We start from the raw sequence: 25,091 nt of genomic DNA on the forward strand, positions 1-25,091 counted from the left end.
ATGCTGCAACCTGCACGTCGCAAGTTCCGTAAGGAACACAAGGGCCGCAACACCGGCATCGCCACGCGGGGCAACAACGTCTCGTTCGGCGAGTTCGGTCTGAAGGCCACCGAGCGCGGCCGCATCACCGCGCGCCAGATCGAGGCGGCTCGCCGCGCGATCTCGCGTCACATCAAGCGGGGCGGTCGCATCTTCATCCGCATCTTCCCGGACAAGCCGATTTCGCAGAAGCCGGCGGAAGTCCGGATGGGTAACGGCAAGGGCAACCCCGAGTTCTACGTCGCCGAGATCCAGCCGGGCAAGGTGCTGTACGAGATCAACGGCGTTCCGGAACAGCTCGCTCGCGAGGCGTTCACGCTGGCGGCGGCCAAGCTGCCGCTGCGCTGCACGTTCGTCGCCCGCCAGGTCGGCCTGTAACGCCAAAGGAAGCAACATGAAGGCATCCGAACTGCGTTCCAAGGACGTCGCGGCGCTGGAGAAGGAAGTCTCCGATCTGCTGAAGGCCCATTTCGGCCTGCGCATGCAGAAGGCGACCCAGCAGCTGACCAACAACTCGCAGCTGGGCAAGACCCGCCGCGACATCGCCCGCGCCAAGACCATCCTGGCCGAGAAGAAGAGGGCCGCGAAATGAGCGAAACCCAGACCACCGCTCCGGTGAAGAACACCCGGACGCTGATCGGCCGTGTCGTCAGCGACAAGCGCGCCAAGACCGTCACGGTCCTGGTCGAGCGTCGCGCGGCGCACGAGCTCTACGGCAAGATCGTGGCGCGCTCGCGCAAGTACCACGCCCACGACGAGAACGGCGAGTACAAGATGGGTGACCTGGTCGAAATCGCCGAAGGGCGTCCGATCAGCAAGACCAAGAGCTGGGTCGTGACCCGCCTGATCGAGAAGGCGAAGCTGGTCTAAGACCCGCGCGCCTGCTCGCGAACGGCCGCCGCCGGATACTCCGGCGCCGGCCGTTTTTCATTGCGCCGGCCAGAACATCAGGAGTGCGCATGCTGAAGATCGGTGACCCCCTGCCCGCCGGGCAGCTCCACGAATACGTCGATGTCGCGACCGAGGGCTGCGCGCTCGGGCCGAACGCCGTCGATGTCCGCGCGGCTGCGGCAGGCAGGACGATCGTCGTCTTCGGTCTGCCGGGCGCCTTCACGCCGACGTGCTCCGAACGGCACGTGCCGGGTTACGTCGAGAAGGCGGCCGAGTTGCGTGCCGCCGGCGTCGACGAGGTCTGGTGCGTGTCGGTCAACGACGCCTTCGTCATGGGCGCCTGGGGGCGCCAGCTCGGCGCCCGTGGCGCGGTGCGCATGATGGGCGATGGCAATGGCGACTTCGTGCGTGCTGCCGGCCTGACGCTGGATCTCACGGCGCGCGGCATGGGGCTGCGCTCGGCGCGTTACGCGATGCTCGTCGTCGACGGCATCGTGCGCTCGCTCGACGTCGAGGCGCCGGGCAAGTTCGAGGCGAGTTCCGCCGAGGCGATGCTGCAGCGCCTGCGGCCCTGCTGATTCTGCAAACGAGCGTTTGACACGCTGGCCGGAAGGCTGGCATAATCCGTGGCTTCGCCGAAATGGCGGCTTCTGTCATGAGCACCCAAGCGGTGCGGGTGGCAAAAAGCCTCCGGCTCGGATCAGCCCAGATCTACCCAGACACGGGCCCAAGACTGACCGGCAAGACTCGAGCAATCGGGTGGCGCGGGGAGAAGTTGGGGTACGAACAATGATCCAAATGCAATCGCGGCTCGACGTGGCCGACAACACGGGTGCCAAGTCCGTCATGTGCATCAAGGTGCTCGGCGGCTCCAAGCGGCGCTATGCCGGCATCGGCGACGTCATCAAGGTCAGCATCAAGGAAGCCGCCCCCCGTGGTCGCGTGAAGAAGGGCGAGGTCTATTCGGCCGTCGTCGTTCGCACCGCCAAGGGTGTGCGTCGCCAGGACGGCTCGCTGATCAAGTTCGACGGCAACGCCGCCGTGCTGCTCAACGCCAAGCTCGAGCCGATCGGCACCCGCATCTTCGGCCCGGTCACGCGCGAACTGCGCAGCGAGCGCTTCATGAAGATCGTGTCGCTGGCGCCGGAAGTTCTCTGACGCGACCGACAGATTCGAGGTTCGACACTCATGAACAAGATTCGTAAAGGCGACCAGGTCATCGTGCTGACCGGCCGTGACAAGGGCAAGCGCGGCACCGTGACGCAGCGCGTCGATGACGATCACGTCATCGTCGACGGCGTGAACATGGTCAAGAAGCATGTGAAGCCGAACCCGATGAAGGGCACGACCGGCGGCGTCATCGACAAGGCGATGCCGATCCACCAGTCCAACATCGCCATCTACAACGCCGCCACCGGCAAGGCCGACCGCGTCGGCATCAAGATCGATGGCGACAAGAAGACCCGCGTCTTCAAGTCCAGCGGCGAAGAGATCAAGGCGTAAGCACCATGGCAAAGACTCAAGCTTCCGCGACGTCGCGTCTGCAGGCTCTGTACCGCGAGCAGATCGTCCCCGAGCTGATGGCCAAGTTCGGCTACACCTCGGTGATGCAGGTTCCGCGCCTCGAGAAGATCACGCTGAACATGGGCGTGAGCGAGGCCGTGGCCGACAAGAAGGTGATGGACCACGCCGTCGGCGACCTCACCAAGATCGCCGGCCAGAAGCCCGTCGTCACCAAGAGCCGCAAGGCCATCGCGGGCTTCAAGATCCGCGAGAACGTGCCCATCGGCTGCATGGTCACGCTGCGTGGCGTGCGCATGTATGAATTCCTCGACCGCTTCGTCACCGTGGCGCTGCCGCGCGTGCGCGACTTCCGTGGTATCTCCGGTCGCGCGTTCGACGGCCGTGGCAACTACAACATCGGCGTCAAGGAACAGATCATCTTCCCCGAGATCGAGTACGACAAGATCGACGCGATCCGCGGGCTGAACATCAGCATCACGACCAGCGCGAAGAGCGACGACGAGTGCAAGGCGCTGCTCGCCGCGTTCAAGTTCCCGTTCAAGAACTGAAGGCAAGCCATGGCCAAACTGTCCCTCAAGCAGCGCGAAGAAAAGCGCGAGAAGCTGGTCGCCAAGTACGCCAAGAAGTACGCTGAGCTGAAGGCCATCATCGACGACGCGCAGCGTTCGGAAGAAGAGCGCTACGCCGCCCGTCTTGAACTGCAGAAGCTGCCCCGCAACGCCAACCCGACCCGTCTGCGCAACCGCTGCGCCCTGACCGGTCGTCCGCGCGGCACGTTCCGCATGTTCGGCCTGGGCCGCAACAAGATCCGCGAGCTCGCCTTCAAGGGCGACATCCCCGGCATGGTCAAGGCCAGCTGGTGATTCGGGTAGCCGCGAAGGAGATTTTTTATGAGCATGAGTGATCCCATCGCCGACATGCTGACCCGCATTCGCAACGCCCAGAGCGTTGAGAAGGCCGCGGTCACGATGCCGTCGTCGAAGCTCAAGGTCGCGATCGCGCAAGTCCTGAAGGACGAGGGCTACATCGACGGTTTCGTCGTGAAGGCCAATGCGGGCAAGAGCGAACTCGAGATCTCGCTGAAGTACTACGCCGGTCGTCCGGTGATCGAGCGCATCGAGCGCGTCAGCCGTCCCGGCCTGCGCATCTACAAGGGCCGCGACGAGATTCCGCAGGTCATGAACGGCCTGGGCGTGGCGATCGTCACGACCCCCAAGGGCGTGATGACCGACCGCAAGGCTCGCCAGACCGGTGTCGGTGGCGAAGTCCTGTGCTACGTGGCCTAAACAAAGGACGAACGACATGTCCCGCGTAGGAAAGATGCCGGTCGCCGTCCCGCAAGGCGTGGACGTCGCGATCTCGGCCGACAAGATCACCGTCAAGGGCGCCAACGGCACGCTCGTGCGCGACCTGAACCCGCTCGTGACGATCAAGAACGAAGCCGGCAAGCTGAGCTTCGTGCCCGCCAACGACACGGCCGCGGCCAATGCGATGAGCGGCACGATGCGTGCGCTGGTGGCCAACATGGTCAACGGCGTCGCCAAGAGCTTCGAAAAGAAGCTGACGCTCGTCGGCGTGGGCTTCCGTGCCCAGGCCCAGGGCCAGAAGCTGAACCTGCAGATCGGTTTCTCGCATCCGGTGGTGAAGGAGATGCCCGAGGGCGTCAAGGTCGCCACCCCGACCCAGACCGAAATCGTCATCTCGGGCGCCGACCGCCAACGCGTCGGTCAGATCGCCTCCGAGGTTCGCGCCTTCCGTCCGCCCGAGCCGTACAAGGGCAAGGGCATCCGCTATGCGGACGAGCGCGTGATCCTCAAGGAAACGAAGAAGAAGTAAGGAGCGCACCATGATGACGAAGAAGGAACAGCGCCTGCGTCGTTCGCGCCAGACCCGGCTGCGTATCGCCCAGCAGGGCGTCGCTCGCCTGAGCGTCTTCCGCTCCAACCTGCACATCTACGCCAACGTCTTCTCGGAAGACGGCAGCAAGGTTCTCGCTTCCGCCTCGACCGCCGAGAAGGAAGTGCGTGAGCAGATCGGTGCCGGCAAGGGTGGCAACACCGACGCGGCAGCCCTGATCGGCAAGCGCATCGCCGAGAAGGCCAAGGCCGCCGGCATCGAGAAGGTCGCGTTCGACCGCGCGGGCTTCGCCTACCACGGCCGCGTCAAGGCGCTGGCCGAGGCGGCTCGCGAAGCCGGCCTGCAGTTCTGACGGGCGCAAAGGAAGACTCGAAATGGCAAAGTTCACTCCCCGCCAGCAGGCCGAAGGCAACGACGACGGCCTGAAGGAAAAGATGATCGCGGTCAACCGCGTCACGAAGGTCGTCAAGGGTGGCCGCACGCTGAGCTTCGCTGCGCTGACCGTCGTCGGCGACGGCGACGGCCGCATCGGCATGGGCAAGGGCAAGGCCAAGGAAGTGCCGGTTGCGGTGCAGAAGGCCATGGAATCGGCCCGCCGCAACATGGTCAAGGTCGCGCTGAAGAACGGCACGATCCATCACAAGGTCGAAGGCGAACACGGTGCAGCCAAGGTCCTGATGGCCCCGGCCAAGCAGGGTGACGGCATCATCGCCGGCGGCCCGATGCGCGCCGTCTTCGAAGTGATGGGCGTGACGGACATCGTCGCCAAGAGCCACGGCTCGACCAACCCGTACAACATGGTGCGCGCGACGCTGAACGCGCTGAAGCGCTCCACCACGCCGGCCGAAGTGGCCGCCAAGCGTGGCAAGTCGGTCGAAGACCTCTTCAACTGACCCCGCGCCGGAGAAGCCTCATGTCCGACAAGAAGACCCTCACGGTCAAGCTCGTCCGCAGCATCGCCGGTACGCGCGAATCGCATCGCGCCACCGTGCGTGGTCTGGGCCTGCGCAAGCTGAACAGCCAAAGCGTCCTGGAAGACACGCCTGCCGTGCGCGGCATGATCAACAAGGTCTCGTACCTGGTGAAGGTGCTGTAATGCAGATCAACAACCTCAAGCCCGCCGAGGGCAGCAAGAAGGCGCGCCGTCGCGTCGGCCGCGGCATCGGCTCGGGTCTGGGCAAGACCGCCGGTCGTGGTCACAAGGGCCAGAAGTCTCGTGCCGGTGGCTTCCACAAGGTCGGCTTCGAAGGCGGCCAGATGCCGCTGCAACGCCGCCTGCCCAAGCGCGGCTTCAAGTCGCAGCAACTGAAGTACAACGGCGAAGTCACGCTGGCCGAACTCGAGACGCTGGGCGTCGACGAGGTCGATCTGCTCGTGCTCAAGGCGGCTGGCCTGGTGCGCCAGATCGTCAAGCAGGTCAAGGTCGTCAAGAGCGGCGAGATCACCCGCAAGGTGACGCTCAAGGGCATCGGCGCGACCGCCGGCGCCAAGGCCGCGATCGAGGCCGTCGGCGGCACGTTCGCCTAAAGGGACTCGCAGCCCGTGGCAACCTCCGCGAACCAGCTGGCCAAGAGCGGGAAATTCGGCGACCTCCGTCGCCGGATCGTCTTCCTGCTGCTGGCCTTGGTGGTCTACCGCATCGGTGCGCACATTCCGGTGCCCGGCATCGACCCGAACCAGCTGCAGCAGCTGTTTCAGGGTCAGGGCGGCGGCATCCTGAACCTGTTCAACATGTTCAGCGGCGGCGCCCTGTCGCGCTTCACCGTCTTCGCGCTGGGCATCATGCCCTACATCTCGGCGTCGATCATCATGCAACTGATGACCTACGTCGTGCCCTCGCTCGAGGCGCTGAAGAAGGAAGGCGAGGCGGGTCGCCGCAAGATCACGCAGTACACGCGCTACGGCACGCTGTTCCTGGCGATCTTCCAGAGCCTGGGCATCGCCCTGGCGCTCGAGGGTTCGCAAGGTCTGGTGCTCTCGCCGGGCTTCGGCTTCCGCATGACGGCGGTGGTCAGCCTGGTGGCCGGCACGATGTTCCTGATGTGGCTGGGCGAGCAGATCACGGAACGCGGTCTGGGCAACGGCATCTCGATCCTGATCTTCGCCGGCATCGTCGCCGGGCTGCCGAGCGCCATCGGCGGGCTCTTCGAGCTGGTTCGCACCGGCGCGATGAGCATCATCGCCAGCCTGTTCATCTGCGCGGTTGTCGTCGCCGTCACCTTCGTCGTGGTGTTCGTCGAGCGGGGTCAGCGCAAGATCCTGGTGAACTACGCCAAGCGCCAGGTCGGGAACAAGGTGTACGGCGGCCAGTCGTCGCACCTGCCGCTGAAGCTGAACATGTCGGGCGTGATCCCGCCGATCTTCGCGTCGTCGATCATCCTGCTGCCCGCGACCATCGTCGGCTGGTTCGCCACCGGGGAAGGTCTGCGCTGGCTGAAGGACATCTCGGCGGCTCTGTCGCCAGGGCAGCCGATCTACGTGATGCTCTATGCGGGCATGATCGTGTTCTTCTGCTTCTTCTACACGGCGCTCGTGTTCAACAGCCGCGAGACCGCCGACAACCTGAAGAAGAGTGGCGCGTTCATCCCGGGCATCCGTCCGGGTGACCAGACCGCGAAGTACATCGATCGCATCCTGTCGCGTCTGACGCTGGCCGGCGCGGTGTACATCACGGCGGTGTGCCTGCTGCCCGAGTTCCTGGTTCTGAAGTACAACGTCCCGTTCTACTTCGGGGGCACCTCGCTGCTGATCATCGTGGTCGTGACGATGGATTTCTGGGCTCAGGTCCAGTCCTACGTGATGAGCCAGCAGTATGAGAGCCTGCTCAAGAAGGCGAACTTCAAGGCGGGCTGATGCGAGATGGCGAAGGACGACGTCATTCAGATGCAGGGGGAGATTCTTGAGAACCTCCCCAACGCCACCTTCCGAGTGAAGCTGGAGAACGGGCACGTTGTGCTCGGCCACATCTCCGGAAAGATGCGGATGCACTACATCCGAATCCTTCCGGGTGACAAGGTGACGGTCGAACTCACCCCCTACGATTTGAGTCGCGCGCGGATCGTTTTCCGCGCCAAGTGAGGTCAAGGAGAAGACCATGAAAGTCGCAGCTTCGGTCAAGAAGATGTGCCGCAACTGCAAGATCATCCGACGCAAGGGCGTCGTGCGCGTGATCTGCACCGACCCGCGCCACAAGCAGCGTCAAGGCTGATAGTCAGAGGAAGAACATGGCACGTATCGCCGGCATCAACATCCCGCCGCACAAGCACGCGGAAATCGGCCTGACCTCGATCTACGGCATCGGCCGTACGACGGCGCAGAAGATCTGCGACTCGGTGGGCATTCCCTACTCGAAGAAGGTCAAGGACCTGAACGATTCCGAGCTGGAGAAGATCCGCGAGGAAATCGGCCGTCTGACCATCGAAGGCGACCTGCGCCGCGAGCTGTCCATCAACATCAAGCGTCTGATGGACCTCGGTTGCTACCGTGGCTTCCGTCACCGCCGCGGCCTGCCGGTGCGCGGCCAGCGCACCCGCACCAATGCCCGCACCCGCAAGGGTCCGCGCAAGGGTGCCGCCGCGCTGAAGAAGTAAGCCGCCGCCACGCACGAGGAAGATCTACATGGCCAAGTCCCCCGTCAACAACGCCGCGCGTCGCGTCAGCAAGAAGATCCGCAAGAACATTGCGGACGGCATTGCCCACGTCCACGCGTCGTTCAACAACACCATCATCACGATCACGGACCGCCAAGGCGGTTCGCTGGCGTGGGCCTCCAGCGGTGGCCAGGGCTTCAAGGGCTCGCGCAAGAGCACGCCGTTCGCTGCCCAGGTTGCCGCCGAGAACGCCGGCCGTGCCGCGCAGGAACAGGGCATCAAGAACCTGGACGTGCGCATCAAGGGCCCGGGCCCGGGTCGCGAGTCCAGCGTTCGTGCGCTGGCGTCGCTGGGCATCCGCATCACGTCGATCAGCGACGTGACGCCGGTCCCGCACAACGGCTGCCGTCCCCAGAAGCGCCGTCGCATCTGATGCGTCGCCGGCAGGCTCGTCCTGCCGGTGCTAGAATTCGCGGTTTCTCTCACGCCGGCGGCACTGACTGTGCACGCCGGCTGTTTTCCTCAAGGTTCCGGCCTTGAACCCCAAGCCCACCGTCCGCGCCCCGAGCACGAAGCGATTCGTCTGCGCAGGACTCGCGCGGGTCTCCGCCTGACGGCGGAGTCTGCCGCGTCAGCAACAACCAAGGATATCCAGTGGCACGTTACCTCGGCCCGAAGGCCAAGCTCTCCCGCCGTGAAGGCACCGACCTGTTCCTGAAGAGCGCCCGCCGCTCGATCGGCGACAAGGCCAAGTTCGACAGCAAGCCGGGTCAGCACGGCCGCACCAGCGGTTCGCGCACCTCCGACTACGGTGTTCAGCTGCGCGAGAAGCAGAAGGTCAAGCGCATGTACGGCGTGCTGGAGCGCCAGTTCCGCCGCTACTTCGCCGAAGCCGAGCGCCGCAAGGGCAACACCGGCTCGAACCTGCTCGCGCTGCTCGAGTCGCGCCTGGACAACGTCGTCTACCGCATGGGCTTCGGCTCGACCCGCGCCGAGTCGCGCCAACTCGTGTCGCACAAGGCGATCACGGTCAACGGCCAGGTCGTCAACATCCCGTCGTACATGGTCAAGGCCGGCGACGTCGTCGCCGTGCGCGAGAAGGCCAAGAACCAGCTGCGCGTCCAGGACGCCCTGAAGCTGGCGCAGACCATCGGCCAGTGCGAGTGGGTGCAGGTCGACGCCACCAAGATGGAAGGCGTGTTCAAGAAGGTCCCGGATCGTGACCAGTTCGGCGCCGAGATCAAGGAAGCGCTGATCGTCGAACTCTACAGCCGCTGATCGGTCGCGGCCGGCCCGTGCCGGCCGCCGCCTCTGCGGTTGTCCCCATCTGGCGTTTCGCCTGCCGGGCGCGAAGCGGCCCCTACACAAAGCCCGGCGGTCCATCAGCCTTATCGGTGTAACGAGCCGAGGGTATTGACAGGAAACCACACACTCCATGCAAACCACTCTTCTGAAGCCCAAGGCCATTCACGTCGAGCCGCTCGGCGGCTACCGCGCCAAGGCGGTGCTCGAACCGTTCGAGCGCGGCTACGGCCACACGCTGGGCAACGCGCTGCGCCGCGTGCTGCTGTCGTCGATGGTGGGCTACGCGCCGACGGAGGTCACGATCGCCGGCGTGCTGCACGAGTACTCCGCGATCGACGGCGTGCAGGAAGACGTCGTCCACATCATGCTCAACCTGAAGGGCGTGGTGTTCCGTCTGCACAACCGCGACGAGGTCACGCTGGTGCTGCGCAAGGAAGGTGAAGGCGCAGTCACCGCGGCCGACATCCAGACGCCGCACGACGTCGAGATCATCAACCCCGATCACGTGATCGCGCACCTGTCGCAAGGCGGCAAGCTCGACATGCAGATCAAGGTCGAGAAGGGCCGCGGCTACGTGCCGGGCAACCTGCGCCGCTACGGCGACGAGGCGACCAAGGCCATCGGCCGCATCGTCCTCGATGCGTCGTTCTCGCCGGTCAAGCGCGTCAGCTACGCGGTCGAGAACGCCCGCGTCGAGCAGCGCACCGACCTCGACAAGCTGGTCATGGAGATCGAGACCAACGGCGCCATCACGCCGGAAGAAGCGATCCGCCAGTCGGCCAAGATCCTCGTCGAACAGCTCGCCGTGTTCGCGCAGCTCGAAGGCCAGGTCAGCGACATCTTCGAGCCGCAGCCGCAGCGCACGCCGAACTTCGACCCGATCCTGCTGCGTCCGGTCGACGAGCTCGAACTGACGGTGCGTTCGGCCAACTGCCTGAAGGCCGAGAACATCTACTACATCGGCGACCTGATCCAGCGCACCGAGACCGAGCTGCTGAAGACCCCGAACCTGGGTCGCAAGTCGCTCAACGAGATCAAGGAAGTGCTGGCCTCGCGCGGCCTGACCCTGGGTGCGCGCCTGGAAAACTGGCCGCCGCAAGGTCTCGACAAGCGTTGAGATCGCGGGCCGCTCGCGGCCCCGCTGCAAGAAACCGCTGCGGCTCCCGGTGACGGGAGCCGCGGTGTCGATAGGGGCCCCGCGGCCCCGGTCCAGCCTCGGTACCTGACACGGCCGGGGTGTCATAACCAAAGAAGGAACGCGCCATGCGCCACCGCCACGGACTTCGCAAACTGAACCGCACCAGCAGCCATCGCCTCGCGATGCTGCGCAACATGGCCAACTCGCTGATCCGCCACGAGGCGATCAAGACGACCGTGCCGAAGGCCAAGGAACTGCGCGCCGTCGTCGAGCCGCTGATCACGCTGGGCAAGACCCCGACGCTGGCCAACCGCCGCCTGGCGTTCGACCGCACCCGCGACCGCGAAGTGGTCACCAAGCTGTTCAACGAACTCGGCCCGCGCTACGCCACCCGTCCGGGCGGCTACACCCGCATCCTGAAGATGGGCTTCCGCGTCGGCGACAACGCGCCGATGGCCTTCGTCGAGCTGGTCGATCGTCCGGAACCGGCCGAAGAGACCACCGAAGCGGCCGAATAAGCCGATTCAGCCTAACAGACGGCCGTCGATTTCGACGGCCGTTTTGCTTTTCGGGGCGCCGCGCGATGCGGCGTCTGCCGGCTCCCCGCCGGCATGCGGTCTGCGGCCTCGCGGCCGCAGACCTGGCGCTTTCACCGATCTCCGTTCCGAGCCGTCAAAGCCACGAGTCCGGCAGCGGGCTGATCTGCGCCAATCGATGAGAATGCGTCGCATCTAGACTTCGGGTGTGATCAAGCGAACCGACGCCCTGGTGCTGACCGGCGTAACCGCAACAACGCCGTGGAGCACGGTTCGCCGATGGCTCGCGACGAGGCTGCGCCTGTCTTCGGCGGAAGCGGCCTTCGTGTCTGGAGCGATCCTCCTCGCGGCCCTGCTGATCCTGCTCGCCTTCCTGCCGGCGCCGCATGACGATGCGCGGCTGTTCTCGGACGGGTGGGGCGCCGAGAGTTTTGTCGAAGGGGAGGCCTGCTCGCCTGGCGACGTCGCCGTGCCCCAGCTGATGCCCCGGCCGCCAGTGAAGGCGACCGCCGTGGACCGGACCAGCCTGGCGCTGCGCTACCTCACCTGGGGATTGCTGCTGCCGCTGCTGGCGGCGACGGCGCTGTCGTCGCGGCGCGTGTGGGTGTGCAGGCCGGACCTCGTCATCGTGTTGCTGTACGGCCTGGTCCCGGCGTACCTGCAGTGGTCGGCCAATCCGGCGTTCGTCGCCTTGCGCCAAACGCTGGCCGACGTCTGGCTGCAGCGCTGGCCGATGGCGGAGAGCCAGATCGTGTGGCTCGACATGATCTCCGTGGCGCTCTGGCACGGCGGCGGACTCGCGCTGGGCTTTGCCGTCTGGTCGCTGGTGGCCGCTGCTGCGGCCCTGTCCGCCACCGATCGACTGTGTGTCGCCAGAAGCCTGGTGCCGCTGGGCATCGTGATTCTGACGCTCGGCCTCACCGAGGCGTCGGCGTCGTACCTCCGGGGGGAGGGTGTCGTGCTGGATGTGCTCCCGGTGCTGCGGGCCACGGCTCTCGCCGCTGGCGCCGTCTGGAGCGCCGTGGCCGGTGCACGAGCGATGCGGCCGCTGCCCGTGCGGGTGCGCTCGGTCGCCGCCGTCGTGCTGTGGGCGCTTCCGATCGGCCTCGCGCTGGGCCACGGCTGGTGGATGTACTTCGAGTGGACCGGCCGCTATCGCGTCTGAACGCATGAGGCGTCATCAGCTGCGGGTACTAGCGCGTTGCGAAAAAAGCATGTTATAGTCACTGTCTCAGTCGCGGGGTGGAGCAGTCTGGTAGCTCGTTGGGCTCATAACCCAAAGGTCGCAAGTTCAAATCTTGCCCCCGCAACCAAAATTCTTCAGTGCCGACAAGCACTTACAAGGCCCGCCTTGAGCGGGCTTTGTCGTTTCTGGACCTCTGTGACGAGGTTTGTGACGGGGTCTGTGTCGTCACAACGATCGCGTTGCGGCGACATGACCCTTGGGCGCTGTGTCGACTCCGGCTGAAGGGCCGCTGGGTCAGAACCGGCCGCTGACCCCGTCGCCGCGTTGAAGTGGCTGCCGCTTCTCGATCAAGGCGGCGGCTGTGAGCCTCAGTCGGAAAGCGCCTTCAGCAGCGCATCCCGCCCGTCCTGATAGAACTCGATGTCGAGCCGAGTTGCCATCTCATCTGATAGTTCGAAAAGCTGGCGCCGGCACGAGACAGGCAGCAGCAGCGACTTGGCGCCCTTTTCGACGGCAATCTCAGCCAGCGTCACAGCGTTGTGTATCGGCTCGATGGTGCCGCCGAGCGTGACCTCGCCGACAACCACCAAGCCCCCGCGGACAGACTTCTTCAGCAGCGCGCTAGATAGTGCGATGAGCGCCCCCACACCGGTCTTGGCGCCGGCCTTGGCGGCATCGAAACCTCGAAGCTGAACAGAGAACTCGTGCGACCGCGGGTCCCGGTCGCCAACCAACTGCTGCGCCCTCGCGTACAGGTTCTGCTCTGCGCAGCGGATGGACTCCTTGAACGGCGCCGGCACCGGGTTGTTCAACACGCGCACGCCGCTGCCAGGCCCCTCATTCACCTCGAGTCGGAACAGACCCGGATGGTCCTCATCTCCACCCGGGCTCAGCACCCAGACCTGGCCGCACTCGAGCGGCTCATCGCCGATGCCGCCCTGGCTCTGCAACTCCGGGGTGCTAACGAACTTCTCGACACCCTCGGCGCCCAGCGTGTAGCTGAAGTGCGTGTTGCGAAACTCCGCCGCACCGATGCGCTTCTGCTGCTCCTTCACGCGGCGGCGCACTTCCAGCGCCAGTCGTACCGCCCATTCCAGGTCTTCTTCTGCGACTGCCATCTCGGAACCCGGGTAGAGGAGCTTCAGCAGTCCGCTGACAGTCTTGTTGACACCATTGAGGTCGCGGCCCGACAGCGCGCCTCCCCAGCGCACGCGTCCCTGCAGTGACGAGACGCGGCTCTGGTTGCGCAACTGTGTGAAGCACTCCGACAGGAAGTCGCTCACCAGGCCGAAGTGAGCCGTGAACAGGGTCGGGTTTAGCTTGGGCACGTCCCAGCCCGGCAGGAAGCAGTGGATGCGGTCCATGAACGCCGTGTCGTCCCGCATCTCGGGCGGCAGGGGTCCGAAGAGGTGGCCGATGCGCTGCTGATGCTCCACATCGACGTCGAAGTTGCCCACGAGCACGATGGAGCCGTCGGCGCGGATGCTCTCCTTGCCACGGCTGAACTCACCGCTTTCCATGTAGCCCTTCATGATGTTGACGCCGTCCTTCTGGTCGAAGGAGACACCCGACACCTCGTCGAAGCACACCACGTCGTACTGGCAAACCAAGCCGCGCTGGCCACTGGCGTTGTTGACGAACATGCGCGCCACCGTGGCCTTGCCGCCGGAGATGAGATGCGCGTAAGGCGAGACCTGCTGGAAAAGGTGCGACTTGCCGGTGCCACGGGGGCCGAGCTCGACCAGGTTGTAGTTGCGCTCGACGAACGGCACCATGCGCAGCAGCAGCGCGTCTTTCGCGCGCTCGGACAGGGTTTCGGGCTCGAAGCCCACGCTGCGCAGCAGCAGGTCGCGCCATTCGGCCGTCGAGAACTGCTCCCGCCCCTTGGCCAGCACATCCAGCACCTCGCGCTTGGAGAGCTGAATGGCTCGCAGGGCGTCGACGCCGAACGGGCGTCCGCCTTTCTCCTGGGCGATGGAGGCGTCGTAGCCGAGCGTCACCTCGGCGTAGAAGCCGCCAGTGAGCATCCGCTCGTTGTCCTTCACCATCTCCGGCGTCAGGCGCACATCGTTGAGTCGCAGACTGGGGAGCGACGCCACGTAGGAGTCGGTTTTCGAGTCCAGCCTAGCCGTGATGATGTCGATGACCTTCACGGACCCCGACTCGCGGGCGCGGGCTTTGAACAGCTCCTCCTCACCCGCCTTCACCGTGCGCGAAGCCAGCTGCCGCTGCACGATATCCAGGCCCTCCTGAATTTCCGCCTCGTCGGTCGTGGCGCAGTAGCGCCCCAGCAGGAACTCGACCACGTACGTGGGCACAGGAAACTGGCGGCTGAAGGTCCGCACCAGGTCCTTCCGAACCACGTAGCCCTCGAAGGCGGTGGTCGCCTTCCTGTCCAAGTCATCGAGTTGCATCGTCAATCACCCATCTGCGACCTGTCTTGGGCCGGTCGCCCGCCTTCTCTATCTCGGGGCCAGGTGGCGAGGCAGTGGAGCCGCGCCTGGCGTAGTCGTCTTCAGCCGCCGACCGCCGTCGCCTGCTTCTGGAGCACCTGTCCATCCGCAGCCAGGACAACCACGACCGCAGCAGCGCCCAAGTTGTCATCGTCAACCACCGCGACGCTGGCCTTGCTCGCCTCCAGCGGCTTCACGCTTGCCACGAGGCTTGTCGTCGCCAGGGCAGGCTTCGTGCGAACGTCAACGGTCAGACCGCTCGCCGCGCTGTCCACTTCGACAACGCAGCGCAGGCCCTTCCAGGTCACGGCCTTGATGGTCACCTGCGCCGTCGCAGGCGTCGTCGCCGTCACCAGTTCCAGCACGGGTACCAGGCACTCCTGCAGGCTCAGGCCGCCGTGCGCGTAGTCCGCACCCGCGATGAAGGAGCACACCCCGGGCGCGTACGCCACCTGCACGTCTTTGCACCAGTCCCAGCCGAAGGTCAGCGGCGTACCGTGCGCGGTGTCCTTGAGCACCGCACATCGGCCCCACCGGGTCTCCGCCTGATGCTTTGGCAGCTCCGTCTTCGGTAAGCCGCCGGGGACCAGCAGCCAGCCGTGGTCGGTGACGAGCCGAATGCGACGCCAGCCTGCATCGCGAAGCTCTTGCACCCGCTCGACCACTTGGGCGAGTTGGATGTCAACGTCGCGGGCCAGGCGAACGCCATGCTCGTGGCCATAGTGGTCCAGGTCGCCGGACTCCGTCCAAGCGCGTCCACTCGGGTCACCCGTCTCGTGCTTGTCCAGTGCCTGTACACCGTGCTCGTCCAACAGCTTGCGGAAGTTGTGGCCTGAAAGCGGTTTGCCGTCCTGAGCGACTCGGGGCTCGAACTCCCAGTCCTCGGCTGTTCCGGACACAAATCCGGCAACCGGCGAACACCAAGCTTTGCCAGAGGCGGTGACCGAAGGCATGCTGGTCCAGCGAGCCGACAGCGTTACCGCACCCAGGCTCTCCAGCTTGGGGCGCAGACGCTGGGCCACGTCGTACCGGAGCCCATCCACGAACACCGTGCAGGTGCCTGCTTTAATGGAAGAGAGGTCGGGCGCGCCCTGCAGCGCAGGCAGGCCGCCAGCTTGCTTCACCGAGTTCTGCAAGCGCTTCGCCGCTTCTTCCAGCCAGGGCAGGTAAGCCGCGCGCACCGCCGCACCTACAGCGTCAGTGTCCGCCTTGGTCTGTACGCAGCCGAGGGCCTGCGTCGCGGCATCGTCGACTCGCCATCCCGACTGCTGATAGTTCGCCGCCAGCTCCGATGGGGTATTGCCTATCGGAGCCGCAGCACTCAGTTCGGCGAGGCGGGCCAAATGCTCCAGGGCCGATGCCAAGGGCGCCTGTCCCATCCGAGTCCACAACCAACCGCGCCTGGCGCCATGCTCCTTCTCTGCGGCGAGGATGGCTGTGCGGGCCTGTGTGGCGTCCATGGCACTGCAGGCTGACAGCGCATAGCGCAAGGCGGCCTCGCCCTGCTCGTTGGCCTGTGGGTAGCCAGCGAGCTGGTCCATGTCGGGGAACAGTCCCATCTGCGGCGGCTGAACCGTACGAAGCAGAGTCAGCACCTCCGGGAAGCTTGTGTACGAGTCGCGGTAGAGCTCAGCCACTGCCGCCCACTTGCCGTCGCGCCGCGCCAGCTTCTCGGCGGCCACCAGTGGCCCATCGCTGAGGGGGTCAAAACCGAAGTCCGACTTGGCTCGCTTGCAGAACACGTCCCAGCGAACACCTGCCCACTCCTTCTGGGTGGCCTGTGGTGCGTTCATCCACGCCAATAGGTCCCGAGTCGGGTTCGGCGCCAACAAGCTCAGCAGCCACTCGGCATTGATTTGCCGGCCCTTGAACTCGTCGATGGGCCTGTCGAGCAGAACGCCAGCAGCGAGTACCTGAGCCAAGGCTTCCTGCGTCGCTTTGTCCTGAGCCACGTCCAGGCCGAGGCCTCCGCTCTTGGACGTCAGAAACGCATTGACCGTCCAGTCCTTCCCGTTGACCTGACTCCAGAAGGTGCCTCGGTACTGCAATTCCGCCAGGGGTTGCAAGTCGCGGGGACACGACTCGATGGCTCTCAGGTCTGCTTTGCTGACGCCAGGCAAGTAGATGACAGGAACGACACCAGGCTTGAGCCACGGGAGCGCGCCGCCGACCACCGTCTTCAGCCAGATACTGGGGCCGCGGCTTGCATCGGGTTCAAAGTCTCCCAGCGTCAACAGACCTTGAACATTGTCACGAAGCGATGGGACGACCTTCTGCCATTGGCGGTCGGGGTCCGGCCAAAGAACAGCGGCCGGAGCCGCCATCAAATTCCGATTGACTCTGGCTGCAGCTTGCAGAGCCTCGGCAAGTTTTGACTTGAGGTTCATGAGAGACGGGTCATGGTGAGGGCTGCAGCTGAATATCTGAGTACGCGAGGAAGGGGCACGCGTCGAAGAGCGCCGTGGGCCGACTGGGAGCGCCATCCCGGCTAGGCGACCAGCGCCCGGCATACCGATTTCCGTTCCCGGCGTCGAGCATGAGCTGATGGACCAGTCTCAAGTGCTTCGGACGGGTCGAGATGAATCCAAACGGCACGCGCGCGCCTGGAGATGCAGGCAGCGCGGCGTGCAGAAGCGCCACCGCAAAGCGCCCGGGGTACAACATCAATTCGAGAGAAGCGTGCCAGCGCGCCGATGGCGCAGTTGAAGCGGGCCGAAGGAGGTGCAACTCCACTAAGCCCGTCCCCGCGTACTTGCTTCTCACAGGCTGCTCCTGACGCTCTTCAGCTCTGTCGAAGATGTACAGGTCATCACCCTGGCCCGTGTTGCGGATTGCCTTCCTGAAGGAGTCCACGCACTGCTTGAAGTCGTCGCCTCGGCCCCATAGCGCGTAGTCTGGTGCGAGCCAACCGAGCGAGCTTTGGAAGGTTGGCCGCCCCTTGTGCCCTCCTCGCGCCTCGTGAAGGTGGCTCAAAACCACGTCGCGGTTCCTCTTCAGATATGTTCCTCCGAACAACGGCTGAATCCCTGCGGGCGCGCTCAAGCCGCGTTCGACGTCCGTGGCAAGCTTGTGTGCGTTCAGGTCGGCCTCCAACGCGTAGGGGCGCAGGAAGTCGAGCTCAAACATTGACAGGAACTCCTGCACGCCGTCCTCGATTCCTCGCGCATTGGCCTCCAGAGACGCCGCAACGCACTCGCGGAACTCCGACAACAGTTCCAGGCTGGCACCTGCCTCGAACTCGTTCGGCAACCTGGCCGTCACTGTGTTCTTCGCGTCGACCTCCAGGCTCACGGTCAGTGGAACAAATCCTGGCTTCCGGGCTTCAACGCTTTCAATCGAGTGGACGCCATAGGACCGCTCCCGTTCCTCGCCACGCGACCGCGCCGTCTCCCGTTCGATGCGTGCAAAGCTCTCGCGGTACGCACGACGCGCCTCTTCTAGGCTGTTGCCGACGAGTTCAGGCGGTGGGTTCAGCTTCACCCAGTTCGCGGTGGCGAAGGCGAACTCAGCCCGTCCAAGCATCGAAAACGTCAACAAGTCAAACGGAACGACATCCGTGCGGCGCTTCAGCTTGCTCACCCAGGGGCAATCGTCCGGAGAGGACTCGAAGCGTTGCCGCATCTCTTCGCTGAGCGTCAGCTGGTCATCGGACAAGGTGACGTAGCCCTGCCGGTCCAATGACTCGATGACGGAGAGCGCCTCGGCCTCAGAGAATCCGAAGTAGTCGCGGAAGGCCGCCAGCGACACACGCCCGCACGTATGCAGAAGCCGCAGCACAAACTCGGTCACCGCAGGCAGACGTTCCTGAGTAGAGATGAACGCGGTCACCTTGAACGGCTGCACTGGCAGCGCGAAGGTGATTCGATTGAATGGGATGTGGTCGATGCTCATGAGCGGAACTCCTGGGCCTTGGCGATGGTGGCCCGGTCGGCCGCGCACAGCGACTCAATCTTTCTCAAGACCTGCCCTAACGGCGTTCCCTCGTTCTTGCCTCTCCACATAGGCGCAGCACCGACGACCACAAGCCGCTCCATGGCACGCGACATCGCCACGTTGATGCGGTTGGGACTGCGTAGGAAGCCCGGGTTCTGTTGGGCGTTGTTACGGACCGTCGACAGGATGACGATGCGGTTCTCCTTGCCCTGGTAGCTGTCGACCGTGTCGACCTTGACCAGCCGTCGGAGGTCTGACGGAATCCAGCGTGCCTCGCTCTTGAGCCGGTTCAGCACCTCGCGCTGCTTCGAGTACATGCAGATGATGCCCACGATGGGGTCGCCCGGTTGGAGGCCTTCCTTCAACGCTCGGACCAGCCCCTGGTTCTGAAGCAACGCGCGCAAGACACCCATGACCACGCCTGCTTCGGCGTCGTTCCACCAATCGATTCGGTCTGGAGAAGCACTCTCAAAGGCGCTTCGTCCGAGCGGCGCAGTGTCCACCCAGCAAACTTCATGACGCAGTTGGACAGGCAGCAGGCTTGTATCCAGCCATGAGGGCCCGCGCCCCGTGGCGAGGCGACCGCCGTAGAAGACTTCCGATACGAGCTCCCCGATGGTGGGGGCCATGCGGTACTGCTCTTTCAGCGAAGCGCCAACCGTCAGCCCGTAAGTTGAGTCGAAGACACGTTCGAAGTCGCTAGCAAAGGCTCGCGAATCTGCCGCATAGCCAAGCTTCCTCGAAACCGTGTCGCGCACCTCCTGTTCGAACGTCGGGGGCAGCTGCTTGTGGTCGCCCACCAGCAGGATTCGGCGTCCGGTCTGCATCGCCACAGCCAACTCGCTCGGAGCTGCCCGGCCAGCTTCGTCGATGACCACCCAGTCGTACATGTTGTGGATGACGCCGGCTGCCCGCCGGCCGATGCCCACCAATGTCCCGGCCACGACTGTCCGCGACTTCGCCAGGAATTCGACGAAGTTCGCGGCGGGCTCGCCAAGGGTCTTGAGCCAATCGTCCGACATCTTCAGCAAGCGCCGAAGTCGCTCGATGGCCTGGGGCGACTGAATCTCGTGTTGGTCGGCCAGTTGGTTGTAGAGGTCGTCCAGCACCTCTCCCAGCTGCACTTCGCCGACGTCGTACTGATAGTCGCGTCTGCAGATTTCCTGCAGCGCTTCTGTCAGTTGCTTGCCTCGTTGGACTGTCGCTTCCTCGGTGGAGCTGTCCGGAACATCCTTCCGCTTTCGGCTCGGCGAGGGCTCCGGCATGTCCGCTGTCAAGGCCGAAATCTGGTCTACCAAGCGACCGACGTTGAGGTGCAACTTCACTGCCGCGGCAGCAAACTCGGCGGGGAGCCCCATCTCAGTCGCCAAGCGAACAACGCGCTCCTTGTACTCGGCCTTGAACCGTTCACGATACGACTGTTCAATGGAGGAAGAGTGCAGGTGCCGAATGGTCTCCGACACAACGGACTCGTGGCCCAGACGTACGGCATCGAAGGCCACGCCTTTTGCCTCGAACAGCTCCAGCGCCTTTTCCAAGGCGTTGTTGACGGCTTCATGTGCCTGACTCACGACCAGGACGCGACGCGCCCCTTCCTTCGTCACCAGATAGTGCAAGAGCGAAGCGATGAACCAGGTCTTGCCCGTGCCCGGAGGCCCTTGGAGCAGGCTGAGAGGTCCGAACTGCAGCGCCTTGCGAAAAGCCTCCTTCTGGCTGTCGTTCAGGCGCTTGCTTCCCTGTGCATAGGCATCCAATGCATCTTCCGGGGGACGTTGAAACTCCATCGGCACCGGCTGCGTCCCCGACGCCTGGAAGTACGACATCAGGTCCGGAACAACCGAGCGCCCTTCCAGGATGCGCTCGACGGCTGCAGCCCGGCGCGTGAGCGACGCGCTTTCCATGTTGCTGCGAAGCCTGAGTTTGTCGCCAAGCTTTGGCGGTTTGCCACCCCAGCGCTCAATGGCCAGCTCTGCGTTGGCACCGAGCGAAGTGTCTCGAAGCTCCAGGTCGCCGCAGCGGCGCCACAGCCCGTCCGCGTTCTGCCGCTCGACCCAGGTCCGGTCATCGATGTCTGGGTCAAAGCCGGCGCCATCCAGTGCGCAAGGCAACAGCATCTGATGCTCACGCTGCGGGTTGCGACGAATCTCACCGATGACGGTGGCAATTGGCAGCGACTCCTCTTCTGCCTCGAGAAGGCCTCGCCAGAGCTCCTCGACATCAATCGAAGGCTCTTCCTTCGCAGCCAAAGCAGACGAAGCATCATCGTCGACCGGCCTCGTGGCTGCCTCTGTTAGGGCGGGTGCGTCTGAAAGGCGCCCCTCATCCACCTCCGACCCAGATTGGTCGCTGAACTCCTCGTCCCAAAGTTCCAGCGAGGGCTCGAGGTCCGATGCATCACTTCGGATGCCGTCAGACACAACGAGCCGGGCGCGAATGCGTCCCAGGCACTTGTCCTGGGCCCATATGAGTTGCGTCAGGTCGACAGGCTTGACTGTGACCCACGCAGCACGCCGCTCCGCAGGCTGCCATTCCACGGTCAGCTTGGTGCCGGCACCTGTCAGGTGAATCAGCCTGGAGCCAGGATTCCTCCGAGAGTTCTCCATCGTGAGATAGAAGTACCCGTTGTCGCCCAGCAGTTCTCCCGCCTGCACGCCCGTGCCAGCCAGTCCACGAACGGTGATGCGATAGGGCTCGACATCAGGCAGGTCGGTCGACTGCCCTTTTCCATTCAGTGCGCTCTGCAACGGTTCCAGCCCTGAGACCTGCCGTTCCGTGAGCAGCCGCTGAATTTCCTCCCGTACTTGCTCCAGTCCCAGCAGCGTGCCTTCGTCCTGGCCGCGCACCAGCAACTCGTCCAACACCGCTGCCAGCGCGTAGCGGTCCCGCCCGAGCGGAGACAGGGTCTTGTAGTCCGGCGGCAAGTAGGCCGTGGTGTAGGCATCGCTGGCCGACCTTCGGAAATCCAGCATGTCGACCAGCACCGGGCGACCATCGCTGTTGATGACGATGTTGTCGGGCTTGATGTCGCCGTGCGGCCACTCGAAGTCATGCATCTGCGCCAGAGTGCTGGTCAGTGCTCGGGCAACGGACAAGCGCGCCTCTCGCTCCTGCGGACGCTTCAACCACTCGGTGAGTGTTTCTCCCTCGACCCAACGCTGAACCACCAGAAGGCTGCGCCGGCTCAACCCGCTGTCGAGCACCGCTGCAACGCCAGGGAGTGAAGCCGCGCGAAGATTCCTTGCTCGCTCCAGAAATGACAGCAAGCGAATGGCTTGGTCGGGCCGCTTCAGGTCGGGTTCGACGCCATGCCACTCCTTGACCAGTACGGGCTGACCCTCAAAGCTGCTGCGGAACGCCAACAGGTCATCGTCGTCGGTAAGCGGCTTTCCTTCCTCGGCGTAGTCACGGACTCGGCTCTTGGCCCGGTAGACGTCGAACGCAGCGAGGTCGATGACCTGTTCGTTGTCGCTCCTGGACGCCTCGTTCACGGCCTCCAACATCTCGCGAGCGGATTCGAACCGGGATTTGGGTTCGGCGCTGAGCGCCTTCGCAAGCACGGCGTCAAACGCGCCACTGAAGGCATCAGACGCCCTAGGTTCCCACACGAAGTGGCCGTCCACGCGAGGCGGTCGCTCCCCATGGAGCATCAGATGCGCCAGGACGCCGAGCATGTAGACGTCACGCCGGAAGGGCGTGGCGCCTTCCGGCTGACCGGTGTCCTCGGGAAGATTCGAGCGCTCTACCTGTACCCGTTCGCGAAACGTGCCGATGGTTGCCATCGTCGGGTAGTAGGCTGCCGGAAAGCCGGAAATAACCACCTTGGCCGGGCGCTCGACCCAAAGGCAATGGGCACCGATGTCGCGATGGGCCACGTTCAGGTCATGCAAGTCGGCGAAGCGCTGCAGCATGGCCTTCACCAGCACCACGCGCTCCGGCGGGGTCAACTTGGGCAGCCCTGCATTGACGAATTCGCTCAGCCGCGTGACCTTGGGCGGCAGTGCGTAGAGCTCCGCGAAGTCTCGGGTGACATCGGCTTCGGTCATGCGCGCGATGGGCCGAAGCAGGCTGCGCGAGAGTTCTTCGTTACGAGGCTCCACGTGTTCGAAGACCCGCTGCTCCCGCAGGCCGATGAACCCTCGTTCGCCCTCGCCAATCAGCTCGCTACCAAGCGCGCCGAAGTCCCACTGCCGGAGCAAGGCCAGCTTGTCGGGGTCCTGCTTCTCCTTGGCCCGGAACTCGGCATACAGCTTCTTCGGATGCTCCCATAGGGCTTGCGCCTCGGGGCGATAGCCGTGGATGTTGAATCCTGCAGGACGCCCCTTCTGCCCCTCGAAGAACAGGTCGTAGGCGTTCAGGAAGCCGAGTGGGTTGATGCGCGGCGGGCGCGAGATGAACTTCGAGTACCCGGCCTGCTTGGACCACTCGAGCAGCTCATCAAGGAACAGCACGGACTCGGCTTCCTTTGGCTCCTCGGACAGGTCGAGCTCGGTGATGCTTCCGGTCAACACCACGAAAGACAAAACCAACGGCGTTTTGGCCGGTCCCACGCGCGTGTTGAGCGTTGTCCCCAGGCGCTTTGCCTTCAGATTGACCAGGGGCACGGGAGAACGACCCCGTGGTTGACCGTCGACGTACCAATTGCCACCGCGCGCTGTGAGCTTGCTTCCTCGCCAGTTCTTCAGCTCGAGAACGACGATGTGGGTGTGAGTGACAAGGACAAGGTCAAAGTCGTCGTCACCCGCTCCGGGCCCGCCGCGAGGCAGCTTGAACGACGCGTAGCCCCGCCACCCCTTGGAGAAGGCCGCGGCATCGAACGCCTTCTGAATCCGCTGGTGAGCATCGATTTCCGAAGCCGGTACGCCCGCCTTTTCGATGAGGCGAATGTCCATGGTTATTCCTCCCTGCGCCGGCCTTTACGGCTTCGAACGCGTTGCCATCACTTCAGGTCCCAGGATGTCGAAAGGACGTCAATCAGGTCCTTCTGGCGCTGTTCGACCACTGAGGGTGTCCAACTCGGCGTACTGAGCACTTGGGTGGTCAGAACGTAGGACGACACCCCCTGCTTGCCCGCGAAGTAGGCCTTCTTCTTGCGCTCGAAATCGTGGTTCTGCGCTTGGGAGTTGCGACGCTGATTGAGCGGCACCAAGTTGGCCAAACGATGCAACCATCGCAGTTGGTCGGCCACGTTGGGCCACTGGGCCGCCCAGACCGAGTCCTTCACTACGGTCTGCGGCAGGACGTGCTCGATGGTCAGGATGGAGGGGTCATAGGTGGCCGCCCCGTCGGCGAGGAAGGAGTCAAGACGAAGGATGAGGTAGTTCCGACGCCGCGCCGTCATCAGGTAGACCTCGCCCTGCAACTGCGCCAGGAAGCTGGTCTTTTCGTAGTCGGTGAGTTCGATGGCAGATACCGGCGAAGCCATCGAATGGGGCTTCTCCAACGCGGAGAGGACCCGCCCATAGCGTTCAATTCGGCTGTTCACGTCATATCCGCACACGTGCATGCATGCCGCGAGCCGCTCCAGCCGTTTGACGAACCAGTGCACGTAGCGGGCATCGGACTCGTGCTCAGCGAGGAACTTCATCGCGCTGGGCAACCAATCCGAGTTGTCGATGCGGTTCAGCCAACGGAATAAGACGTTGATGTCATCGGCGTTCGACGTGGAGACGTACTGCGCGTGCTTGGCAACCAGATAGGCCTGGGTGTACGGCTCGATAACCTTCCTGACCAAGTCTTCAGCAGACGGAACCTTGGGGGTCACCCGCTCCCGAAACTCCTCGAGCAAGGCCCGACGGGCCTTGTCCTTCGCATAAATCATGCGGATGTGCCCGAAGACCTCGGCGAAGCCATCCCGCCCCGTTTCCACCTCCAGTTCTTCCCAAGTGTTGTTGTAGGCATCTCGAAACGCAGGCTTCACCTTGCCTATGACGTCAGACTTGATGATGTCTGTAGGCAGTAGGTCCAAGCCGCGGCTGTTGAGCACAGAGAAGACACGGAACGCGGACTGCTGGCTCGGCGTCGAGACCGCAACCAGGAAGCAACGCTGCACAAGGAAGCCGCCGAACTGCGTGGCAGCCGCCGCATCCGCACCAAAGGCCGCATCCAGGCGCTGCAAGAACAGGCGCGCATTGGCCTGGATGTTCCGCTGGGACTCATTCTCCAGTTGGGCCGGGTCCAGGGCCAGCAGTTCGTCCAGAGCCACGTCCTGCACATAGCGCTTGAAGAACGCGCTGTCACGCTCCCGCAAGGTCAAGCGAGGCTTCTGGGCGAGCCCCTCAAGGACGTTGCCGGGCTCGCAGAGGTAGCGGTGGAATGCATCGCGAATCTGCCCCGAGGCTCGGTGGGTCAACGCGGCCAGGAGAAGGGTCAGCGTCGTCAGCCGTTGCTGACCGTCTATGACCTCCGCGTGCGGCTTACCTTCCTCCTTGATGAGCACGATGCTGCCCAGGAAGTAGGTGTCCTCCTTGTCCTCCTTGCAGTAGAAGTCATGCAGGTCGGAAAAAAGTTCGCCAGCCTGGACCGTCGTCCAGGCGTAGGGGCGCTGATAGCTCGGGATGACATAGTCGAAGTCCGAGCTGAAGATTTTTGCGAGCGGGAACTCTGCGCCGCTGATTTTCTTGGACAACTCAATCCCCTCCC

General features: G+C 64.2%; 28 protein-coding genes and 1 tRNA gene. 24 read left to right on the top strand and 5 right to left on the bottom strand.

Annotation, left to right across the window (positions count from 1 at the left end; translation table 11 throughout):
* The 24 genes from rplP (at nt 1) to G5B56_RS05520 (ending at nt 12,193) form a co-directional block, all read left to right on the top strand.
* Complete coding sequence (gene rplP, locus G5B56_RS05405) at nt 1-417, top strand: 50S ribosomal protein L16 (RefSeq protein WP_009855665.1); 417 nt, start codon at nt 1-3, stop codon at nt 415-417.
* A gap of 16 nt (nt 418-433) precedes the next feature.
* Nucleotides 434-631, top strand: coding sequence for a 50S ribosomal protein L29 (gene rpmC, locus G5B56_RS05410; RefSeq protein ID WP_009855666.1), 198 nt, complete (start codon nt 434-436; stop codon nt 629-631).
* Complete coding sequence (gene rpsQ, locus G5B56_RS05415; protein WP_009855667.1) at nt 628-909, top strand: 30S ribosomal protein S17; 282 nt, start codon at nt 628-630, stop codon at nt 907-909. Before rpmC ends, rpsQ begins: the two co-directional genes overlap by 4 nt.
* A gap of 89 nt (nt 910-998) precedes the next feature.
* Complete coding sequence (locus G5B56_RS05420) at nt 999-1,508, top strand: peroxiredoxin (RefSeq protein ID WP_164962549.1); 510 nt, start codon at nt 999-1,001, stop codon at nt 1,506-1,508.
* A 211-nt stretch (nt 1,509-1,719) separates the two neighbouring features.
* Nucleotides 1,720-2,088, top strand: a complete 369-nt coding sequence (rplN, locus tag G5B56_RS05425) for a 50S ribosomal protein L14 (protein ID WP_009855669.1) — start codon at nt 1,720-1,722, stop codon at nt 2,086-2,088.
* 30 nt (nt 2,089-2,118) lie between these two features.
* Nucleotides 2,119-2,433: a 50S ribosomal protein L24 gene (gene rplX / locus G5B56_RS05430; protein WP_009855670.1), complete on the top strand. Its 315-nt coding sequence runs from the start codon at nt 2,119-2,121 to the stop codon at nt 2,431-2,433.
* Between the two features lie 5 nt (nt 2,434-2,438).
* Nucleotides 2,439-3,002 (top strand): 50S ribosomal protein L5, encoded by a 564-nt coding sequence (gene rplE / locus G5B56_RS05435; protein ID WP_029719005.1) that lies wholly within the window; start codon nt 2,439-2,441, stop codon nt 3,000-3,002.
* A 9-nt stretch (nt 3,003-3,011) separates the two neighbouring features.
* Nucleotides 3,012-3,317 (top strand): 30S ribosomal protein S14, encoded by a 306-nt coding sequence (rpsN, locus tag G5B56_RS05440; RefSeq protein WP_009855672.1) that lies wholly within the window; start codon nt 3,012-3,014, stop codon nt 3,315-3,317.
* Between the two features lie 27 nt (nt 3,318-3,344).
* Entirely contained in the window at nt 3,345-3,740 is a 396-nt protein-coding gene (gene rpsH / locus G5B56_RS05445) for a 30S ribosomal protein S8 (protein ID WP_009855673.1), read from the top strand.
* A gap of 16 nt (nt 3,741-3,756) precedes the next feature.
* Nucleotides 3,757-4,290: a 50S ribosomal protein L6 gene (gene rplF, locus G5B56_RS05450; protein WP_164962550.1), complete on the top strand. Its 534-nt coding sequence runs from the start codon at nt 3,757-3,759 to the stop codon at nt 4,288-4,290.
* 10 nt (nt 4,291-4,300) lie between these two features.
* Entirely contained in the window at nt 4,301-4,663 is a 363-nt protein-coding gene (gene rplR / locus G5B56_RS05455) for a 50S ribosomal protein L18 (RefSeq protein ID WP_009855675.1), read from the top strand.
* Nucleotides 4,664-4,685: 22 nt separating this feature from the next.
* Nucleotides 4,686-5,204 (top strand): 30S ribosomal protein S5, encoded by a 519-nt coding sequence (rpsE, locus tag G5B56_RS05460; RefSeq protein WP_009855676.1) that lies wholly within the window; start codon nt 4,686-4,688, stop codon nt 5,202-5,204.
* Nucleotides 5,205-5,224: 20 nt separating this feature from the next.
* Nucleotides 5,225-5,407 (top strand): 50S ribosomal protein L30, encoded by a 183-nt coding sequence (rpmD, locus tag G5B56_RS05465; RefSeq protein ID WP_009855677.1) that lies wholly within the window; start codon nt 5,225-5,227, stop codon nt 5,405-5,407.
* The gene (rplO, locus tag G5B56_RS05470) at nt 5,407-5,838 is read left to right on the top strand and encodes a 50S ribosomal protein L15 (RefSeq protein WP_009855678.1); all 432 of its coding nucleotides are present in this window, start codon (nt 5,407-5,409) and stop codon (nt 5,836-5,838) included. Before rpmD ends, rplO begins: the two co-directional genes overlap by 1 nt.
* Before the next feature lie 15 nt (nt 5,839-5,853).
* The gene (secY, locus tag G5B56_RS05475; protein ID WP_009855679.1) at nt 5,854-7,164 is read left to right on the top strand and encodes a preprotein translocase subunit SecY; all 1,311 of its coding nucleotides are present in this window, start codon (nt 5,854-5,856) and stop codon (nt 7,162-7,164) included.
* Between the two features lie 6 nt (nt 7,165-7,170).
* Nucleotides 7,171-7,389 (top strand): translation initiation factor IF-1, encoded by a 219-nt coding sequence (gene infA, locus G5B56_RS05480; protein WP_009855680.1) that lies wholly within the window; start codon nt 7,171-7,173, stop codon nt 7,387-7,389.
* A 16-nt stretch (nt 7,390-7,405) separates the two neighbouring features.
* Nucleotides 7,406-7,519 carry a 50S ribosomal protein L36 gene (rpmJ, locus tag G5B56_RS05485; protein ID WP_009548427.1) on the top strand — a complete coding sequence of 38 codons (114 nt, stop codon included), beginning with the start codon at nt 7,406-7,408 and terminating at the stop codon, nt 7,517-7,519.
* A 16-nt stretch (nt 7,520-7,535) separates the two neighbouring features.
* A complete protein-coding gene (gene rpsM / locus G5B56_RS05490; protein ID WP_009855681.1) occupies nt 7,536-7,901 on the top strand; it encodes a 30S ribosomal protein S13 in 366 nt (121 codons plus the stop codon).
* Between the two features lie 28 nt (nt 7,902-7,929).
* On the top strand, nt 7,930-8,334 hold the full coding sequence (rpsK, locus tag G5B56_RS05495; protein ID WP_009855682.1) for a 30S ribosomal protein S11: 405 nt from the start codon (nt 7,930-7,932) through the stop codon (nt 8,332-8,334).
* A gap of 221 nt (nt 8,335-8,555) precedes the next feature.
* Entirely contained in the window at nt 8,556-9,179 is a 624-nt protein-coding gene (gene rpsD / locus G5B56_RS05500) for a 30S ribosomal protein S4 (protein ID WP_009855683.1), read from the top strand.
* Between the two features lie 157 nt (nt 9,180-9,336).
* Complete coding sequence (locus tag G5B56_RS05505) at nt 9,337-10,323, top strand: DNA-directed RNA polymerase subunit alpha (RefSeq protein ID WP_009855684.1); 987 nt, start codon at nt 9,337-9,339, stop codon at nt 10,321-10,323.
* A gap of 146 nt (nt 10,324-10,469) precedes the next feature.
* Complete coding sequence (gene rplQ / locus G5B56_RS05510; RefSeq protein ID WP_009855685.1) at nt 10,470-10,862, top strand: 50S ribosomal protein L17; 393 nt, start codon at nt 10,470-10,472, stop codon at nt 10,860-10,862.
* A 226-nt stretch (nt 10,863-11,088) separates the two neighbouring features.
* On the top strand, nt 11,089-12,045 hold the full coding sequence (locus G5B56_RS05515; protein ID WP_164962551.1) for a hypothetical protein: 957 nt from the start codon (nt 11,089-11,091) through the stop codon (nt 12,043-12,045).
* 71 nt (nt 12,046-12,116) lie between these two features.
* Nucleotides 12,117-12,193: transfer RNA gene (locus tag G5B56_RS05520), tRNA-Met, on the top strand.
* Between the two features lie 241 nt (nt 12,194-12,434).
* On the opposite strand, the gene brxL is transcribed toward G5B56_RS05520, so the two are convergent.
* From brxL to G5B56_RS05545, 5 genes are all read right to left on the bottom strand, one after another.
* Nucleotides 12,435-14,480 (bottom strand): protease Lon-related BREX system protein BrxL, encoded by a 2,046-nt coding sequence (brxL, locus tag G5B56_RS05525; protein ID WP_206023489.1) that lies wholly within the window; start codon nt 14,478-14,480, stop codon nt 12,435-12,437.
* 101 nt (nt 14,481-14,581) lie between these two features.
* Nucleotides 14,582-16,906, bottom strand: a complete 2,325-nt coding sequence (pglZ, locus tag G5B56_RS05530) for a BREX-1 system phosphatase PglZ type B (RefSeq protein WP_164962553.1) — start codon at nt 16,904-16,906, stop codon at nt 14,582-14,584.
* A gap of 10 nt (nt 16,907-16,916) precedes the next feature.
* Entirely contained in the window at nt 16,917-18,410 is a 1,494-nt protein-coding gene (locus tag G5B56_RS05535; protein WP_164962554.1) for a hypothetical protein, read from the bottom strand.
* Nucleotides 18,407-23,341, bottom strand: a complete 4,935-nt coding sequence (locus tag G5B56_RS05540; RefSeq protein WP_164962555.1) for an AAA domain-containing protein — start codon at nt 23,339-23,341, stop codon at nt 18,407-18,409. The genes G5B56_RS05535 and G5B56_RS05540 overlap by 4 nt, the downstream gene beginning before the upstream one ends.
* Nucleotides 23,342-23,388: 47 nt before the next feature.
* Nucleotides 23,389-25,077, bottom strand: a complete 1,689-nt coding sequence (locus tag G5B56_RS05545) for a DUF262 domain-containing protein (RefSeq protein WP_164962556.1) — start codon at nt 25,075-25,077, stop codon at nt 23,389-23,391.
* Nucleotides 25,078-25,091 lie beyond the last annotated feature (14 nt).

Source organism: Rubrivivax sp. JA1026 (genome assembly GCF_011065555.1).
Lineage (GTDB): Bacteria > Pseudomonadota > Gammaproteobacteria > Burkholderiales > Burkholderiaceae_C > Rubrivivax > Rubrivivax benzoatilyticus.

Excerpts from the sequence above, each read along its gene's own strand:
- rplP (WP_009855665.1), top strand. The coding sequence starts at position 1 with ATGCTGCAACCTGCACGTCGCAAGTTCCGTAAGGAACACAAGGGCCGC.
- rpmC (WP_009855666.1), top strand. The coding sequence starts at position 434 with ATGAAGGCATCCGAACTGCGTTCCAAGGACGTCGCGGCGCTGGAGAAG.
- rpsQ (WP_009855667.1), top strand. The coding sequence starts at position 628 with ATGAGCGAAACCCAGACCACCGCTCCGGTGAAGAACACCCGGACGCTG.
- G5B56_RS05420 (WP_164962549.1), top strand. The coding sequence starts at position 999 with ATGCTGAAGATCGGTGACCCCCTGCCCGCCGGGCAGCTCCACGAATAC.
- rplN (WP_009855669.1), top strand. The coding sequence starts at position 1,720 with ATGATCCAAATGCAATCGCGGCTCGACGTGGCCGACAACACGGGTGCC.
- rplX (WP_009855670.1), top strand. The coding sequence starts at position 2,119 with ATGAACAAGATTCGTAAAGGCGACCAGGTCATCGTGCTGACCGGCCGT.
- rplE (WP_029719005.1), top strand. The coding sequence starts at position 2,439 with ATGGCAAAGACTCAAGCTTCCGCGACGTCGCGTCTGCAGGCTCTGTAC.
- rpsN (WP_009855672.1), top strand. The coding sequence starts at position 3,012 with ATGGCCAAACTGTCCCTCAAGCAGCGCGAAGAAAAGCGCGAGAAGCTG.
- rpsH (WP_009855673.1), top strand. The coding sequence starts at position 3,345 with ATGAGCATGAGTGATCCCATCGCCGACATGCTGACCCGCATTCGCAAC.
- rplF (WP_164962550.1), top strand. The coding sequence starts at position 3,757 with ATGTCCCGCGTAGGAAAGATGCCGGTCGCCGTCCCGCAAGGCGTGGAC.
- rplR (WP_009855675.1), top strand. The coding sequence starts at position 4,301 with ATGATGACGAAGAAGGAACAGCGCCTGCGTCGTTCGCGCCAGACCCGG.
- rpsE (WP_009855676.1), top strand. The coding sequence starts at position 4,686 with ATGGCAAAGTTCACTCCCCGCCAGCAGGCCGAAGGCAACGACGACGGC.
- rpmD (WP_009855677.1), top strand. The coding sequence starts at position 5,225 with ATGTCCGACAAGAAGACCCTCACGGTCAAGCTCGTCCGCAGCATCGCC.
- rplO (WP_009855678.1), top strand. The coding sequence starts at position 5,407 with ATGCAGATCAACAACCTCAAGCCCGCCGAGGGCAGCAAGAAGGCGCGC.
- infA (WP_009855680.1), top strand. The coding sequence starts at position 7,171 with ATGGCGAAGGACGACGTCATTCAGATGCAGGGGGAGATTCTTGAGAAC.
- rpmJ (WP_009548427.1), top strand. The coding sequence starts at position 7,406 with ATGAAAGTCGCAGCTTCGGTCAAGAAGATGTGCCGCAACTGCAAGATC.
- rpsM (WP_009855681.1), top strand. The coding sequence starts at position 7,536 with ATGGCACGTATCGCCGGCATCAACATCCCGCCGCACAAGCACGCGGAA.
- rpsK (WP_009855682.1), top strand. The coding sequence starts at position 7,930 with ATGGCCAAGTCCCCCGTCAACAACGCCGCGCGTCGCGTCAGCAAGAAG.
- G5B56_RS05505 (WP_009855684.1), top strand. The coding sequence starts at position 9,337 with ATGCAAACCACTCTTCTGAAGCCCAAGGCCATTCACGTCGAGCCGCTC.
- rplQ (WP_009855685.1), top strand. The coding sequence starts at position 10,470 with ATGCGCCACCGCCACGGACTTCGCAAACTGAACCGCACCAGCAGCCAT.
- brxL (WP_206023489.1), bottom strand. The coding sequence starts at position 14,480 with ATGCAACTCGATGACTTGGACAGGAAGGCGACCACCGCCTTCGAGGGC.
- pglZ (WP_164962553.1), bottom strand. The coding sequence starts at position 16,906 with ATGAACCTCAAGTCAAAACTTGCCGAGGCTCTGCAAGCTGCAGCCAGA.
- G5B56_RS05535 (WP_164962554.1), bottom strand. The coding sequence starts at position 18,410 with ATGAGCATCGACCACATCCCATTCAATCGAATCACCTTCGCGCTGCCA.
- G5B56_RS05540 (WP_164962555.1), bottom strand. The coding sequence starts at position 23,341 with ATGGACATTCGCCTCATCGAAAAGGCGGGCGTACCGGCTTCGGAAATC.